This is a genomic window from Clostridium sp. X, from assembly GCF_055755365.1.
Genome location: NZ_CM146912.1, coordinates 343,432 through 361,178 on the forward strand (window position 1 = coordinate 343,432; position 17,747 = coordinate 361,178).

Consider the following 17,747-nt stretch of genomic DNA (forward strand, 5'->3'; position numbering starts at 1 on the left):
ATATAGCCTACTGATATCATAATGGCTACTACTATAGCAATTAAAGTAATTTCTTCTAGTTGAATACTTCATATAATACCACCTTTTATATCTTAGCTAATATATTTTAAGTTAAATATTCATAGAAAAAAAGCCCTTCTTATCTATTATATGATAAAAAGGACTTTTTAATTTTAAAATTTAGTTATTCCCACTCAATCGTTGATGGTGGTTTTGAAGTAACATCGTAAACAATTCTGTTTACTCCTTTAACTTCATTAACTATTCTTCTTGAAACTTTATCTAATACCTCATATGGTATTCTTGCCCAATCAGAAGTCATAGCATCTGAAGATGTTACTGCTCTTAGTGCTATAGTATGACAGTATGTTCTTTCATCACCCATAACTCCTACTGATTTTATATTTGGTAGACATGCAAAGTATTGCCATATCTTTTCTTCAAGGCCTGCTTCTGCAATTTCTTCTCTAAATATAGCATCTGCTTCTCTAGTTATAAATAGCTTTTCTTCTGTTATTTCTCCAAGAACTCTTATAGCAAGACCTGGTCCTGGGAATGGCTGTCTCCATACTAAATGATGTGGAATTCCAACCTCTTCACCAACTGCTCTAACTTCATCCTTGAATAGTTCTCTTAATGGTTCAATTAAAGAGAATTGTATATCTTCTGGAAGCCCACCAACGTTGTGATGACTCTTTATAGTTGCTGATGTACTTGTTCCACTCTCAACTATATCTGGGTATATAGTTCCTTGTACTAAGTAATCTATTTGTCCAAGCTTATTTGCTTCTTCTTCAAAAACTCTTATAAATTCTTCTCCGATTATCTTTCTCTTCGTTTCTGGATCACTTACTCCACTAAGCTTTCCTAAAAATCTTTCACTAGCATTTACTCTTATAAGATTCATATCAAATTGCTTTTTAAATATAGTTTCAACTTGATCGCCTTCATCTTTTCTAAGTAGTCCATGATCAACAAATACACAAGTAAGTTGTTTTCCTATTGCCTTATGAACAAGTACTGCTGCTACTGATGAGTCAACCCCACCTGATAGAGCACAAAGTACTTTTCTATCTCCTACTAATTCTTTTATTTCTTTTATTTTATCTTGTGCAAAAGAAGCCATTGACCAGTCACCTTTTACATTACATATCTTAAATAGGAAGTTAGAAAGCATTTGCTTACCAAATAATGTATGTTCAACTTCTGGGTGGAATTGAACTCCATATATTCTTCTTTCAGCATGCTCCATAGCTGCTACTGGACATTGGTTTGTAGTTGCTATTATTTTAAATCCTTCTGGAACTTTTGATACATAATCTGTATGACTCATCCAAGACTCACCTATTTCTTCTATTCCATCAAATAATAATGAGTCCTTGCTTAAATTAACTTCTGTCTTACCGTACTCTCTAATATCTGGGCTTTCAACTGTTCCACCTAAAGAATATGAAGTCAATTGATGTCCATAGCATATTCCAAGTACTGGTACACCTAATTCAAACACTTCTTTATTTACTCTTGGTGCTCCTTCTCCATATACACTGTTAGGTCCACCAGTGAAGATTATTCCCTTTGGTGCTTTTGCTTTTATATCTTCAATTGTAGCAGTATAAGGGATTATTTCACAATATACATTATTTTCTCTAACTCTTCTTGCAATAAGTTGGTTATATTGTCCCCCAAAATCTACTACTAAAACTAATTCATGTTGCATAGACATTTCATATCCTCCTACTTTTTAGTCTTTAGTAACTAACTATCCTTGCACACTATAATTTGGTGCTTCTTTTGTTATTGATATGTCGTGCGGATGACTTTCTCTAAGTCCTGATGAAGTTTGAACTACAAATTTAGCATTTTCAAATAAATTCTCAAGAGTTGGTGCTCCTAAATATCCCATTCCTGAACGAATTCCTCCAACTAATTGATAGATCGTATCTGATACAAGTCCTTTATATGGAACTCTTCCCTCTACTCCTTCAGGAACTAACTTCTTACCTTCCTCTTGGAAATATCTATCCTTACTTCCACAAGCCATTGCTCCTAAAGAACCCATTCCTCTATATACCTTATAACTTCTTCCTTGATATATCTCTACTTCTCCTGGGGCTTCTTCACAGCCTGCAAGCATAGAACCCATCATTACTACTTTTGCTCCTGCTGCAAGTGATTTTACTATATCTCCTGAATACTTTATACCTCCATCTGCGATAACAGGTACTCCGTACTTATTAGCTTCCTCTACACAATCCATAACTGCTGTAAGTTGTGGTACTCCAACTCCTGCTACAACTCTTGTAGTACAAATTGAACCTGGACCTATTCCAACCTTTATACAGTCAGCCCCTGCTTCTATTAAATCTCTTGTAGCTTCTTGTGTAGCTACATTACCTGCTATAATTTGAAGCTCTGAATACTTATTTTTAATCTCTCTTACTGCGTCCATAACCCCTTGTGAATGTCCATGCGCAGTATCTACAGTTATAACATCAACATTTGCTTCAACTAGTGCAGCAACTCTTTGCATCATATCATAAGTTACTCCAACTGCTGCTCCACAAAGTAGTCTACCTCTTTCATCTTTTGCTGCATTTGGAAATCTTTTAACTTTTTCTATATCTTTTATTGTTATAAGTCCCTTTAAATTATTATCTTTATCTACTAAAGGAAGTTTTTCAATTTTATGACGTTTTAAGATTTCTTTAGCTTCTTCTACAGTTGTATGTTCTGGTGCCGTTATAAGGTTTTCCTTAGTCATAACGTTACCTATCTTTTGACTATAGTTTGTCTCAAAAGCTATATCTCTATTAGTAATAATTCCTACTAATTTCTCTCCCTCAACTATAGGCACACCTGATATTCTATATTTACTCATCAAATTTAAAGCATCTTCTATAGTATTATCCTCTGCTAAATGAAATGGGTCAGTAATAACTCCATTTTCTTGTCTCTTTACTCTGTCTACTTCACTAGCTTGCTTTTCTATACTCATATTCTTGTGGATTATTCCGATTCCACCTTCTCTTGCCATTGCAATAGCCATCTTAGCTTCTGTAACAGTATCCATTCCTGCACTAATTATAGGAATATTCACTTGTAATTTCTTTGTTAGGTTAGTCTTTAAGCTAACATCCTTTGGTAAAACCTCTGATTTATTTGGTATTAATAATACATCATCAAAGGTATAAGCTGTTTTTAAAATTATTGCCATTTTAATCAACTTCCTTTCTTTCAATTTATAAATATAATCTAAGTAATCATATATTTCCAAAAAATAAATTCGCATTAATTCCACCAGAAAAAACGTTAGAGTGAAATTAATGCATCATCTTTTTGTCCGAATATGCAATAACCACTCATAGTCGAAAGTTTAAGGCCCCCGGTAGATACTCCTTGCCATATTCAAGGTATATATAAGTGAATTTAATATTTACTATTTGATATTTAATTATGTTAGATTTAATTTTATTTTAGTTTGTCACCTTTGTCAATTTTTTTCTCTCATTTTTTGATAATTTTCTTGCAGAATTATGCTTAAATTATAAGATAATGTTTACATATATCTATTTTATATTTTTCTTATATATTTTTTTAAGAAATAACAAGGTTACCATGTCCTCATGGAAAAATTATATATTCATATACTATTAACTAGTTTTTAACATATAGCTATCCTTTTTAATAATCTATTAATGATATATTGATTGTAACTAGTACATTTATGCATAAAAACAATAGATAAATAAGAGGTGACCTTATAAAGAAATCTCATCAATTAAGTTTACAGAATAGTAAAGGGACTGTATCAAAATAATTTTTCAACTATTTTGATACAGTCCCTTTTAGTTTTAGTTTATTTTTAGTACATTCCGTCCATTCCCATTCCGCCCATTCCTGGTGCTGGTGCTGGATTCTTTTCTGGTAAATCTGCAACAATGCATTCTGTTGTTAAGAATGTTGCTGCTACTGATGCAGCATTTTGAAGTGCTGATCTAGTAACCTTAGTTGGATCAACTATGCCTCTTTGAATCATATTTACATATTCTCCACGTAATGCATCAAAGCCCATTCCAGCTTCACTACTCATTACTTTATCTACTATTACAGAACCTTCAAGTCCTGCATTTGAAGCTATTTGTCTAACTGGTTCTTCAAGTGATCTTCTTACGATATCAATACCTACCTTAACATCTATAACATCAGCAGTTAATTTTGCAACTTCTTTTATAGCATTAATGTAAGCTGTTCCACCACCTGCAACTATACCTTCTTCTACAGCTGCTTTTGTAGCTGCTAAAGCATCTTCTATTCTTAGTTTTCTTTCTTTAAGTTCTGTTTCTGTAGCAGCACCAACTTTAATTAGAGCAACTCCACCAGCAAGTTTTGCTAATCTTTCAAGTAACTTTTCTTTATCAAATTCAGAAGTAGTTTCTTCGATTTGTCTCTTAATTTGAGATACTCTATCTGTTATTTCAATTTTATTTCCTTTTCCATTAACTATTACAGTGTTTTCTTTAGAAACTTTAACACTTTCAGCAGTTCCAAGCATATCTAAAGTTACTTCTTTTAAATCTCTTCCAAGTTCTTCAGCTATAACTTCTCCACCTGTTAATACTGCTAAATCTTGAAGCATTTCTTTTCTTCTATCACCAAAACCTGGAGCTTTTACAGCTACACAAGTGAATGTTCCTCTTAATTTATTAACAACTAAAGTAGCTAATGCTTCTCCTTCTATCTCTTCAGCAATAATCAATAATTTTCTTCCTTGTTGAACTATTTGCTCAAGTACAGGAAGTAATTCTTGTATGTTAGAAACTTTTTTATCAGTTAAAAGAATATATGGATTATCAAGTACAGCTTCCATCTTTTCTGCATCTGTTACCATATATGAACTTAAATAACCTCTATCAAATTGCATTCCTTCAACAACTTCAAGTTCAGTTGTCATTGTTTTCGATTCTTCTACAGTTATAACACCTTCAGTACCTACTTTTTCCATAGCATCTGCTATTAGTGTTCCTATTTCTTCATCAGCAGCAGAAATAGAAGCAACCCTTGCTATATCTTCTTTTCCATCTACTTGTTTTGATCCTTTTTTGATTTCTTCAACAGCAACATCAACAGCCTTTTTAATACCTTGTCTTATAAGCATTGGATTTGCTCCAGCTGTTACGTTCTTTAATCCTTCTCTTATTATAGCTTGAGCAAGTAATGTAGCAGTTGTTGTTCCGTCTCCAGCTACATCATTTGTCTTTGTAGCAACTTCTTTAACAAGTTGAGCTCCCATATTTTCATATGGATCTTCAAGTTCTATTTCTCTTGCTATACTAACACCATCATTTGTTATAAGTGGTGCTCCAAACTTCTTATCTAAAACAACATTTCTTCCTTTTGGTCCTAATGTAATTTTAACTGCGTCAGCTAGCTTATCTACACCTCTTTGCATAGAACGTCTTGCTTCTTCACCAAATAATATGCTTTTAGCCATTTTATATACCTCCTAATTTCCCATGTATTATATAGTCTAATTCTAAATAGATAGTTATCTACACACTATCCTTACTCTACTATTGCTAATATATCATCTTGTTTTAAAATTGAATAATCTTCTCCATCAATTTTAACTTCTGTTCCAGCATATTTTGAGAATAATACTTTATCTCCTACTTTTACTTCCATTCTTATTTCTTTTCCATCCACTACTCCGCCTGGTCCTACTGCAACTACTTCTGCTTCTTGTGGCTTCTCTTTAGCACTTCCTGGTAAAACTATTCCGCTTTTTGTTGTTTCTTCTGCTTCTAATCTCTTAATTACAACCCTGTCTCCAAGTGGCTTTATTCTCATAAAAAAACCCTCCTTATGTAATTTTTATAATATTTAAATTGTTTTTATGGTTTATTAGCACTCATTGTTGCCGAGTGCTAATACAATTATAATAATAATTTATACTAAATTCAATAGCAAATTCCACTTTTAAACTCATTTCTTCATTTAATCCAAATAAATTAAAATAATTTTAATTAACATGATGATTCTTAATTTTTCTTTACTTTTCTATTCCTTACTATTCAATAATGTATATAAAGTTTATATAAAATAAATAACTAGAAAGTAATGTAATTATATTTTAAAATAAAGTCAATAATAATCAATAATTATATAATCCTTATATTGGAGTGATAATTTTGAAAAAATCCTTTAATATCCACACATTACTAAATATTTGTTTATCCTTATGTATTACTTTATTAATGATGATAATTATCGTAAATATAGCTTTAAATAATAAATTTATTTATTACTATAATATTGTTGAACTAAATCTACCAAAGTCTTCAAAACTTGATATATCAACAATTAAAGCTAACTATCATTATGTTATAGAATTTGTTCAAAATCCTAATATAAACTTTCATCTTCCTACCTTACCTTATTCAACGGAAGGCAAAATTCATTTTGAAGAAGTAAGAAATATATTTACTTTTTTGTATAGATTGAAATTCATTCTATTTTTAACCACAATTATAATATTTATTCTAAATTTAAAATCTTATGACTATAAATTTTTAAAATGGTCAGCTATTCTACTGCTAATTTTACCTTTAGTATGTACTCTTCCTTTTTTAATAAATTTCGACAAAAGTTTTACTATGTTTCATAAATTGTTTTTTAATAATGATTACTGGATTTTAGATATTAATACTGACCCTATTATTACCATTATGCCTCAAGAGTTTTTCTTTCATTGTGCAATATTTATTATTGTCTTACTAACTTTAACTAGCTCTTTATTATACTTAATCTATAAACTAAAAAACAAAAGACATTAGGCAGAACCTAATGTCTTTAATAATTAAAACTTTCTTTCTAATTTTATTCCTTCAAATTCAGCTAATTTCTCATTGGATATTACATGTTCACTTTTTGCTGCCTTAGAGAAATTTGCTAATGGTACTTTTGACTTCTTCTGGGAACATATTGTACCAGCTCCACCAATACATCCACCTTCACACATCATACCTTCAAAAAAGTTTCCAGGTAGCTTTCCATTTTTAGCTAGTAACATAAACTTTCTCAAATTAGAAAATCCACTAATCTTTACTGGATTAAATTCTACTTCAATGTTCTTGCTCTTAATATAATCTTCAACTGCTGCACTTAATCCTCCCCCTTGGGCAAAACCTCTTCCAAAGGCTGAAGCATCATTTACTTCTACATCTTCACATTGTTTTGGATCTATTTCATATGCATCTAATATTGCTGCTATTTCTTCAAAGGTTAAAACATAATCTATAGCATCATTTATACTCTTTCTAGAAATTTCGGTCTTTTTCGCAGTACATGGACCAACGAATACCACAATAGCATCTTTATCATTTTTCTTAATCAATCTACCAGTAGCTATCATTGGCGATACTGTGTGAGACATTCTATCAGCTTGATCTGGAAACTTGTTCTCTATATATGAAACAAATCCCGGACAGCAAGAACTAGTCATATAGCTATCCCCATTTTTCATTCTCTCTACAAACTCCATTGCCTCATGTTCAGTTACTGCATCTGCTCCGCAAGCTACTTCCATCATATTCTCAAAACCTACATTCTTTAATGCTGATTTAACTTGCCCAACAGTTACGTTTATTCCTAACTGTCCAGTTATTGCAGGAGCTACAATAGCATATACCTTTTTTCCCTCTTTAATTTTATTTATTACCGGAACTATATAACTTTTATCTGATATCGCTCCAAAAGGGCATGCTGACATACATGCTCCACAATTTGTACAATTTTCGCTATTTATAATAGCTCTTCTATCTTCCTTTTGTATCTCTAAAGCTCCTGTTGGACATGCGTTTCTACATGGTCTCATAACTTCTGAAATAGCATTATAAGGGCAAGATGCTTTACATAACCCACATTCTATACAAGCATCCTGGTCAATATATGCTCTACCATTTATTCTAGTTATAGCATTGCGATTACATGCTTCCATACATTTATGCTGTAAACATCCTCTACAAGCTTCTGTTATAGTATATTTATTTATTGGACATCTATCGCATGCTCCTTCAATTATAAACATTACTTGACTATTATTTTTAGCTTTTTCCCATTCACCTAACCTATCTCCATTGGGAAGGTATCCTGCTGCTATCTTTGCTCTTTCTTTAACAATAGCTCTTTCATGATAAACACAACATCTATACTTTGGTTTTTCTCCTTGTATTATAACATAAGGAACTGTTTCTAGTGTTCTTCGACTTATATTTCCTTCTTTTGCTAAGGATGCAACTTCTTTTAATATTTCACATTTTAGTTTTTGTAAATCTGACTCAAAAGTTACCACACTTTCCCCCCTCAATGTATAATACACATTAATTAAACTAATTATCTTAAGTATTGAATCAAGTAATATTATAGCAGATTATTATTAAAATTCTAGCATAATCTTTACGGAAAATCATAGAAAATTCATAACACTGCTAAGTACAGCAGTGTTATGAATTTTCTATATTTTTATATTATTCTCTCTTGCATAATAAAAGAAATATTGCTGTGCAAAACCTGAAAATTCTCCAAATCTTTCTCGTCCAAAATCTCTTATCTTTTTTAAAGATACATCTGGTGCTAGATAAAAGTGTTGCATTGCTCTTTTTACCCAAACATCTACCGGAAATGCGGAATACTTTTCCATAGAAAAAAGCATTATACAATCTGCTACCTTAGGTCCTACTCCACTTAAATTCTGCAATTCTTTATGGCACATGTCGTCATTTAAAGTCTTTATGTACTCAAGATCAATTTCATGATTTAAAACACCATCTATAGTACTTTTAATATACTTTGCTCTAAACCCTACTCCACACTTTTCAATTTCTTCTAAAGTACATTTTTTTAATGCACTAACATCCGGAAAAGTGTAGTATGTATTTCCTTTATATTCTATAGGATTGCCCCACTTCTCAGAAATAGTATTTATAGCTCTTTTAATCATAGGTATTCTATTATTAGCTGAAATTATAAATGATATAACAATTTCGAAGGGTTCTTGTTTTAATATTCTTATTCCACTACCAAACTCAACTGCTTTTTCTAGTAATGAGTCTTTACTTAATAGTTTTTTTATACTCCCGTAGTCTCTATATAGGTCAAAATAATCACACCAATTTTTTTCAAACTCTTCCTCTGTTGTATTATATATTATTATATCTTCTTCTTTTTTTTCCACTTCTATTACTCTTCCAAAAGCAACACCAATATAATTTCCATTTTGCTGTCTATTCCATCTAAAAGTTTGACCACAATCAAAAATATCTGCGAGATTGAAATTTTCTACATTCTTTACAACTATTCCTTCACTAAACGTTTCTATGTAACTAAAATCCACATTTACACCTCCTATGAATTTTATGAAGTAACATTCTTACTTCGTATTAGTATTATCTATAAAGGTTTTCCATATGTAAAGGAAAAATACTCAGCTAATATACTTTGAGTAAATTCACTGAGTATCTACTTATTATTTATCTTCTATTGATAAAAACTCATCAATTGCAACTGCTGCTTTTTTTCCTGCTTCCATTGCAAGTATTACTGTAGCAGCTCCTGTTACTGCATCTCCTCCAGCATAAACTCCACTCTTTGAAGTTTTTCCTGTTTCCTCTTCAGTAATTATACATTTCCATTTATTTATTTCTAAACCTTCTGTAGTTGATGATATAAGAGGATTAGGTGATGTTCCAAGTGACATTATTACCATATCTAAATCTATTATAAACTCAGATCCCTTAACAACTCTAGGACTTCTTCTTCCTGATTCATCAGGTTCACCAAGCTCCATTTTAATACACTTCATACCCTTAACCCATCCATTTTCATCCGATAGTATTTCAATAGGATTAGTTAACAAGTCAAATATTATTCCTTCTTCTTTAGCATGATGTACTTCCTCTACTCTAGCTGGCAGCTCTTCCTCTGATCTTCTATATACTATGTGTGTTTCAGCTCCAAGTCTTAGTGCAGTTCTTGCAGCATCCATTGCTACGTTTCCACCACCAACAACTGCCACTTTTTTTCCAACCTTAACTGGAGTTGCATAGTCTTCCTTATAAGCCTTCATTAAGTTAACTCTTGTTAAAAACTCATTAGCTGAAACAACACCATTAGCATTTTCACCCGGAATGCCCATAAATTTAGGAAGTCCAGCTCCTGAACCAATAAATACAGCTTCAAAGCCTTCTTCTTCCATAAGCTTATCTATATTAGCAGTTCTACCTACTATAACATTAGTTTCAATTTTTACTCCTAAGCTTTTAATATTTTCTATCTCAGCTTTAACTACTGTTTCCTTTGGAAGTCTAAACTCTGGAATACCGTAAACTAGAACTCCACCTGGTTCATGTAGAGCTTCAAATATGGTAACATCATATCCCTTTTTAGCTAAATCACCAGCACAGGTTAATCCTGATGGACCGCTACCTATAACTGCAACCTTTTTATTTTTCTTAGGCTCTGTTTCAGAAAGATTAATATTATTTTCTCTAGACCAATCTCCAACAAATCTTTCTAATTTACCGATTGCAACCGCTTCACCCTTTATACCAACTATACATTTTTCTTCACATTGAACTTCTTGCGGACATACTCTTCCACAAACTGCTGGCAATGAGCTATACTTTGCAATAGTTTTTGCAGCTTCTTCAAATTTCTTCTCTTTAACTTGTTGAATAAATGCTGGTATATTTATTGAAACAGGGCATCCCTTTACACAAAGAGGGTTTTTGCAGTTTAGACATCTATTGGCTTCTGCTACAGCTTCTTCCTCTGTATAACCTAAACATACTTCGTCAAAATTAGTAGCTCTTAATTTCGAATCCTGCTCTCTTACTGGTACTTTTTTCATTTTATCCATTATGCATTACCTCCACAACATCCACAGCCTCCACCATTTTTATGATGATGTGGTTCTTCAGTATATTCTAGTTTAATTGCTTCTCTTCCTTCTTCAGTCTTGTACATAGATTGTCTTCTGATGGCTTCATCAAAATCTATTAAATGTGCATCAAATTCTGGTCCATCTACACAAGCAAACTTTGTCTCATCTCCTACAGTTACTCTACATGCTCCGCACATTCCAGTACCATCTACCATAAGTGGATTCATACTCACTACAGTTCTTATTCCATATGGCTTAGTAGTAAGTGCTACAAATTTCATCATTATTATAGGGCCTATAGCAACAACTAAATCATATTTTTTTCCTTCATTTTCTACCAAGTCTTTAAACTTATCTGTAACTAACCCTTTAAATCCATAAGATCCATCATCAGTAGCTACATAAACATTATCTGCTACAGCTCTCATCTCTTCTTCTAATATAAGTAAATCTTTACTTCTAGTTCCCATTATTACATCTACATTTACACCCTTATTATGAAGCCATTTAACTTGTGGATATACAGGTGCTGCACCTACTCCACCAGAAATGAATAATATATTTTTCTTCTTTAATTCTTCAATATCCTCATGCACAAATTCTGAAGGTTGCCCAAGTGGACCAACAAAGTCTTGATAAAAATCTCCTTCATTATATTGTGCCATATCCTTAGTTGAATTACCTACTGCTTGATATACTATTGTAACTGTTCCTTTTTCTTCATCATAATCACAAATTGTAAGTGGAACTCTTTCTCCTTTTTGATTTGTTTTTATAATTACAAATTGTCCCGGTTGTGATGATTTAGCTACTCTTGGTGCTTCTATATCCATAAGATAAATATTCGGTACAAGTAATCTTTTTTTAGTAATTTTAAACATATTTACACCCCATTTTCTTTGCTAATCTTTAGCTATTAAAATAAATTTCATCTTTTAAATTATGTGTTTTAATATTTATTCATTATACTAAATTATAACGAATAAATATACACTTAATCATTAGCCTTATCTAATATTATAATTAATAAATACAATTCAGTAAAGAGTAGTCTTTATTCTTAATTACAAAAAAAGATAAATAACGCAAAAAATTAGCTGTTACAATAGTATTTACATACTATTGTAACAGCCTCTTATCCTATGGAAGTTATTTTTTGTGATTGTATTCTATAATCAAAGCTTATTTATAAGTTTTGATTTCAGCTATTAACTCAGGAATAACTTTGTTAAGGTCTCCAACTAATCCTAAATCAGCTATTTTCATGATTGAAGCATCAGCATCTTTGTTGATAGCAATTATGTAATCACTATCTTGCATTCCAGCTAAATGTTGGATTGCTCCAGATATACCGCAAGCAACGTATACTCTTGGTCTTACAGTTTTTCCTGTTTGACCAACTTGTAGTGCTGTTTCTACCCAACCACTATCTACAGCTGCTCTTGATCCTGATACTGTTCCACCTAATGCATCAGCTAATTCTTGTAGTAATGCAAAGTTTTCTTTGCTTCCTACTCCTCTTCCGCCTGATACTAATACTTCAGCTTCTCCGATATCAGCTACTTCTTTAGCTAATTTAACTACTTCTAATACTTTTACTCTTAAGTCTTCTGCATCTAAAGATACAGCTACTTTTTCGATTTTAGAAGCATCTACTTTTGATTCATCTCTAGCTATTTTATCGAACACACCTGGTCTTACTGTTGCCATTTGTGGTCTGTGCTCTGTGCACATGATTGTAGCCATTAAATTTCCACCGAAAGCAGGTCTTGTCATCATTAATTGATTTGTTCCTTCTTCGATATCAAGTCCAGTACAATCTGCTGTTAATCCTGTTGAAAGTCTTCCAGCTACTCTTGGTCCTAAATCTCTTCCAAGTACTGAAGCTCCTACCAACATGATTTCTGGCTTTCTTGCATTAACTAAGTCAGCAAGAACTCTTGTGTATGCATCAGTTGAAAAATGAGCTATCTTTTCATCTTCTGCATATATTACTTTATCTGCACCATAAGCTAATAATTCGTTAGCTATGTTGTCTACTTTATCTCCTAATAATACTGCAGTTAATTCTACTCCTAAATCATCTGCAATTTGTCTGCCTTTTCCTACTAATTCTAAAGCAACTTTTTGTAATTCTCCATCTCTTTGTTCCGCATATACCCAAACGCCTTTGTAATCTGCTATATTCATTTATTTATCCCTCCACTTCTACTTATATACTAAATATAGTGCTTTTCTTTTAATTTTGAAGCTGCAAATGTTGCTGCTTCTTTAGCTGACATGTTAACAACTTCGCCTTTGCCTTTGTTTTCTTTTGGCCAAGATCTCTTAACTTTTGTTGGTGATCCTTTTAATCCTAAAAGAGTCTTATCAACATCTATGTCGTCAGCACTCCATACTTTAATTTCTTTTTTGAATATTTGGAATACATTTTTTGCATCCATATATCTTGGGTGATTTAATTCTTTGATTGCTGTTAATAGACATGGCATTTTAACTTCTAATACTTCATATCCATCTTCTAATCCTTTAGTTACTTTTAATGAATCTCCAACAACTTCTACGTTTTGTACATAAGTTACTTGTGGAAGTCCTAAGTGTTCAGCAATTTCTGGTCCTACTTGTGCAGTATCTCCGTCAATCGCTTGTCTTCCTGCAAATATTACATCATAATCTAATTTCTTTATTGCTCCTGCTAATGCATGAGATGTTGCTAATGTGTCTGCTCCTGCAAATGCTCTATCTGTTACAAGTATTGCTTCGTCAGCTCCCATAGCCATTGCTTCTCTTAAAGCAGCTTCTGCTTGTGGAGGTCCCATTGTTATAACTGTTACGTGTCCGCCATTAGCATCTTTTAATTTTAAAGCTCCTTCTAAAGCATGTTTATCTTCTGGGTTTATTATTGATGGAACTCCTTCTCTTATAAGTGTTCCTGTAACTGGATCTATTTTAACTTGATTTGTATCTGGAACTTGTTTTAAACAAACAACTATCTTCATTGTTGAATTCCCTCCTTGAGTAATCTATAATTATCTCTTATTTAAATATTTCTCCTGAAATAACCATTCTTTGAACTTCGTTAGTTCCTTCGTAGATTTGAGTTATTTTAGCATCTCTCATCATTCTTTCTACTGGGTAATCTCTCATGAATCCATATCCACCAAATAATTGAACTGCTTCAGTTGTAACATACATAGCTGCATCTGAACAAGCCCATTTAGCTCTTGCTGCTGAAACTCCATATGGTTTACCATTGTTTTTGTCCATAGCTGCTTTATATAATAAATATCTAGCTTGTTCTATTCTTAAATCCATTTCAGCCATTCTCCAAGCTAATCCTTGGTTTTTGAATAATGCTTTTCCGAATTGTTTTCTTTCTTTCATGTATTTCTTTGCTTCTTCGAAAGCTCCTTGAGCGATTCCTAATGCTTGAGCAGCTACTCCAATTCTTCCTCCGTCAAGAGTTTTCATTGCAACAGCAAATCCTTTTCCTTCTACTCCACCTAAAAGGTTTTCAGCTGGAACTATGCAGTTATCAAGTACTATTTCACCTACTTGAGCTGATTTTATTCCCATTTTTTCTTCAATTTTTCCTATTGATATTCCTGGGAAAGATTTTTCTACTATGAAAGCAGACATGCCTTTAACACCTTTGCTCTTATCTGTCATAGCGAATATAACAAATGTTTCAGCAAGTGGGCTGTTTGTTATGAATATTTTTTGTCCATTTAATATATAGTTATCTCCATCTTTTACTGCTACAGTTTGTCCTGCTCCAGCATCTGTTCCTGCATTTGGCTCAGTAAGTCCGAAAGAACCTATTTTTCTACCATTTGCTAAGTCTGGGATATATTTTTTCTTTTGTGCTTCTGTACCATTTTGATAAATAGCTCCTGCACATAAAGATGTATTTACTGAGTAGCTAATACCCATACTTCCATCAACTTTAGAGATTTCTTCACAAGCGATGATATAAGATAGGTAATCTCCACCTGCACCTTCATATTCTGTTGCGAATGGTAGTCCAATTAATCCACATTCTCCCATTTTCTTATAAGCTTCCATAGGGAATATGCTTTTTTCATCGCATTCAGCAACTATAGGTTTAAGCTCGTTTTCTGCAAATTCTCTTGCTATTTGTTTTACTAATTCTTGCTCTTTTGATAAATTAAAATCCATACCAATACCTCCTGGTAAAATTTTTAGTATTTCATAATAACTTTGCTCTAGTAATAGTAAAAGTATCACTTATTGTTAATTTTATAACATAATAGTATTTATATCAATACATACTTTTTTGTAGTATAGTTTTCTTATATATACTAAGTATACTTTTATATACTAATCTTGTTATATTATACTTATTTTAATATTATTTAGTATTTACTTCTTAAATAATTCATAATCAGCTGCCTTATTTAGGTCAACTGTTCCTGTCTTGCTACAAAGTATTTTTTTAATAGATTAATCGTTATCATCATATCATATTCTTATTTTTCAAAAATACTCTTTGATATCTTTTGATTTTACATCATAAGATTTTTATAAAATCTTTGAGCAATTCCTGACTCATAGCCTAGCACTAAGTATACATACTTTTTTCTTTATTTACCTCATCATTTAAACCTTTACTTTTCATATAAAAGTTAGTATAATTAAAAGCCTGCCAATAAACTCCAAGGTAATTACAATACTTACTCTTTTATATTAAGTAACTATTAAAACTACATTGTCTATTATTTATAACTTTTAATTTGAGCCACTAATTCAGGAATAATTTTATTAAGATCTCCAACTAATCCCAAATCAGCAATCTTCATGATTGAAGCATCTGCATCTCTGTTGATAGCAATTATGTAATCACTATCTTGCATTCCAGCTAAATGTTGGATTGCTCCAGATATACCACAAGCAACGTATACTCTTGGCCTTACAGTTTTTCCTGTTTGACCTACTTGTAGTGCCGGTTCTACCCAGCCATTATCTACTGCCGCTCTTGATCCTGATACTGTTCCGCCTAGTACATCAGCTAATTCTTGTAGTAGTGCAAAATTTTCTTCGCTTCCTACTCCTCTTCCACCTGATACTAATACTTCAGCTTCTCCGATATCAGCCACTTCTTTAGCTAGTTTAACCACTTCTAATACTTTTATTCTCAAGTCTTCTGCATCTAATGATACAGCTACTTTTTCGATTTTAGAAGTATCTACTCTTGATTCATCTTTAGCTATTTTATCAAACACACCTGGTCTTACTGTTGCCATTTGTGGTCTGTGTTCTGTACACATGATTGTAGCCATTAAGTTTCCACCGAATGCAGGTCTTGTCATCATTAATTGATTTGTTCCTTCTTCGATATCAAGTCCAGTACAATCTGCTGTTAATCCTGTTGAAAGTCTTCCAGCTACTCTTGGTCCTAAATCTCTTCCAAGTACTGAAGCTCCTACTAACATGATTTCTGGCTTTCTTGCATTAACTAAGTCAGCAAGAACTCTTGTGTATGCATCAGTTGAAAAATGAGCTATTTTTGCATCTTCTGCATATATTACTTTATCTGCACCATAAGCTAATAATTCATTAGCTATGTTGTCTACTTTATCTCCTAACAATACTGCAGTTAATTCTATTCTTAGATCATCTGCTATTTGTCTGCCTTTTCCTACTAGTTCTAAAGCAACTTTTTGTAATTCTCCATCTCTTTGTTCTGCATATACCCAAATACCTTTATAATCTTGTATAGTCATTTATTTATCAACCCCCTTTCTCATTGTACACTAAAATGTAGTGACTTTTAGATCCGTGAAGCTATGCTGCTTAATAATTCTGACCATAATTTAAGTTTAGTCTTATTTTGTCCTTAATTGTTAATTGATTAACAATCAATTCGAAAAATAAATCAGTTTTATGTGAAATAAAACCTACATTACTTATTATATATGTTTTAAAAATATATTTCAATAGCAAAATAAGTTGTTTTCAAAAACCCAATTAAGGTTTCAAAAACAACTTATTCTTAGCTTAATTATTTATTTTTTTCCATGCAATAAATAAGTTAATGTTAATAAACTCTCACTAAGATGAACATTTTCAATAACAACATCCTTATTAGCGTGTAAATCAACTGGTGCAAAATTCCATATGCCTTTTACTCCGTTGTTTACTAGTTTATCGCATATATTTTGCGCGTTAGATTTAGTTACACATATTACTCCTAGATCAACCTTATTTTTTTTCAAAAATTCTTCCATTTCATCAATATCTCTTATTTTTACATCTTGAATCTTTAGCCCTATCAACTTAGGATTAACATCAAAAATCCCACTTAACTTAAAACCTAATCTATCAAACTTAGTATAATTAGCAACTGCTTGCCCAATGTTACCAGCACCTACTATTACTATATTATAAGTTCCACATAATCCTAATATAGAACTTATTTCACTGTACAAATCTTTAACATTATAACCGTACCCTTGTTGACCAAAGTCTCCAAAATTATTTAAATCTTGTCTTATTTGAGAAGCTGTAAACCCGATCTTTTCGCTTAGTTCTTGTGATGAAATTCTATCCACATCATTTTTCACAAGATCATATAAGTATCTATGGTATTTAGGCAATCTTCGTATAACAGCCATAGAAATATTTCTTTTATTGTCCAAATTCATTTCACCTCTAAATTATTTTATGCAAATATACTATTATCTCTCTGAAGTATGCGCTATTAATAATATTACTATAATTACTACATTAATACAATAAAACTTTATATATTTATTTAACACTTTTTTAATACTTATTTAATACCCAT

14 protein-coding genes and 1 riboswitch are annotated in these 17,747 nt (G+C 31.9%); of the genes, 1 reads left to right on the plus strand and 13 read right to left on the minus strand.

Going from position 1 to position 17,747, the window contains the following annotated elements; translation table 11 throughout:
- Positions 1-184 precede the first annotated feature (184 nt).
- The 4 genes from guaA to groES all read right to left on the minus strand — a co-directional run bounded on the left by guaA (position 185) and on the right by groES (position 5,847).
- Positions 185-1,717 carry a glutamine-hydrolyzing GMP synthase gene (gene guaA / locus ACX0KU_RS01690; protein WP_472992384.1) on the minus strand — a complete coding sequence of 511 codons (1,533 nt, stop codon included), beginning with the start codon at positions 1,715-1,717 and terminating at the stop codon, positions 185-187.
- Between the two features lie 42 nt (positions 1,718-1,759).
- Positions 1,760-3,214 carry an IMP dehydrogenase gene (gene guaB, locus ACX0KU_RS01695; RefSeq protein ID WP_472991201.1) on the minus strand — a complete coding sequence of 485 codons (1,455 nt, stop codon included), beginning with the start codon at positions 3,212-3,214 and terminating at the stop codon, positions 1,760-1,762.
- A gap of 128 nt (positions 3,215-3,342) precedes the next feature.
- Positions 3,343-3,440, minus strand: a riboswitch (purine riboswitch).
- 422 nt (positions 3,441-3,862) lie between these two features.
- A complete protein-coding gene (gene groL / locus ACX0KU_RS01700) occupies positions 3,863-5,491 on the minus strand; it encodes a chaperonin GroEL (protein WP_472991202.1) in 1,629 nt (542 codons plus the stop codon).
- 71 nt (positions 5,492-5,562) lie between these two features.
- On the minus strand, positions 5,563-5,847 hold the full coding sequence (groES, locus tag ACX0KU_RS01705) for a co-chaperone GroES (protein ID WP_472991203.1): 285 nt from the start codon (positions 5,845-5,847) through the stop codon (positions 5,563-5,565).
- Between the two features lie 341 nt (positions 5,848-6,188).
- Here groES and ACX0KU_RS01710 point away from each other — a divergent pair, with 341 nt between their 5' ends.
- Positions 6,189-6,833: a TIGR01906 family membrane protein gene (locus tag ACX0KU_RS01710; protein ID WP_472991204.1), complete on the plus strand. Its 645-nt coding sequence runs from the start codon at positions 6,189-6,191 to the stop codon at positions 6,831-6,833.
- Between the two features lie 23 nt (positions 6,834-6,856).
- Here ACX0KU_RS01710 and ACX0KU_RS01715 read toward each other — a convergent pair whose 3' ends face one another.
- The 9 genes from ACX0KU_RS01715 to ACX0KU_RS01755 all read right to left on the minus strand — a co-directional run bounded on the left by ACX0KU_RS01715 (position 6,857) and on the right by ACX0KU_RS01755 (position 17,598).
- Positions 6,857-8,350, minus strand: a complete 1,494-nt coding sequence (locus ACX0KU_RS01715) for a 4Fe-4S dicluster domain-containing protein (RefSeq protein ID WP_472991205.1) — start codon at positions 8,348-8,350, stop codon at positions 6,857-6,859.
- Positions 8,351-8,512: 162 nt separating this feature from the next.
- Positions 8,513-9,391 (minus strand): DNA-3-methyladenine glycosylase family protein, encoded by an 879-nt coding sequence (locus ACX0KU_RS01720; RefSeq protein WP_472991206.1) that lies wholly within the window; start codon positions 9,389-9,391, stop codon positions 8,513-8,515.
- A 132-nt stretch (positions 9,392-9,523) separates the two neighbouring features.
- Positions 9,524-10,915, minus strand: coding sequence for an NADPH-dependent glutamate synthase (gltA, locus tag ACX0KU_RS01725; protein ID WP_472991207.1), 1,392 nt, complete (start codon positions 10,913-10,915; stop codon positions 9,524-9,526).
- On the minus strand, positions 10,915-11,820 hold the full coding sequence (locus ACX0KU_RS01730) for a sulfide/dihydroorotate dehydrogenase-like FAD/NAD-binding protein (protein ID WP_472991208.1): 906 nt from the start codon (positions 11,818-11,820) through the stop codon (positions 10,915-10,917). The genes gltA and ACX0KU_RS01730 overlap by 1 nt, the downstream gene beginning before the upstream one ends.
- 301 nt (positions 11,821-12,121) lie before the next feature.
- Positions 12,122-13,129 (minus strand): electron transfer flavoprotein subunit alpha/FixB family protein, encoded by a 1,008-nt coding sequence (locus tag ACX0KU_RS01735; protein ID WP_472991209.1) that lies wholly within the window; start codon positions 13,127-13,129, stop codon positions 12,122-12,124.
- Positions 13,130-13,158: 29 nt separating this feature from the next.
- Entirely contained in the window at positions 13,159-13,938 is a 780-nt protein-coding gene (locus ACX0KU_RS01740) for an electron transfer flavoprotein subunit beta (RefSeq protein WP_472991210.1), read from the minus strand.
- 37 nt (positions 13,939-13,975) lie between these two features.
- Positions 13,976-15,118, minus strand: coding sequence for an acyl-CoA dehydrogenase family protein (locus ACX0KU_RS01745; RefSeq protein ID WP_472991211.1), 1,143 nt, complete (start codon positions 15,116-15,118; stop codon positions 13,976-13,978).
- Between the two features lie 557 nt (positions 15,119-15,675).
- A complete protein-coding gene (locus ACX0KU_RS01750) occupies positions 15,676-16,683 on the minus strand; it encodes an electron transfer flavoprotein subunit alpha/FixB family protein (protein ID WP_472991212.1) in 1,008 nt (335 codons plus the stop codon).
- Positions 16,684-16,965: 282 nt separating this feature from the next.
- On the minus strand, positions 16,966-17,598 hold the full coding sequence (locus ACX0KU_RS01755; RefSeq protein ID WP_472991213.1) for a redox-sensing transcriptional repressor Rex: 633 nt from the start codon (positions 17,596-17,598) through the stop codon (positions 16,966-16,968).
- Positions 17,599-17,747 lie beyond the last annotated feature (149 nt).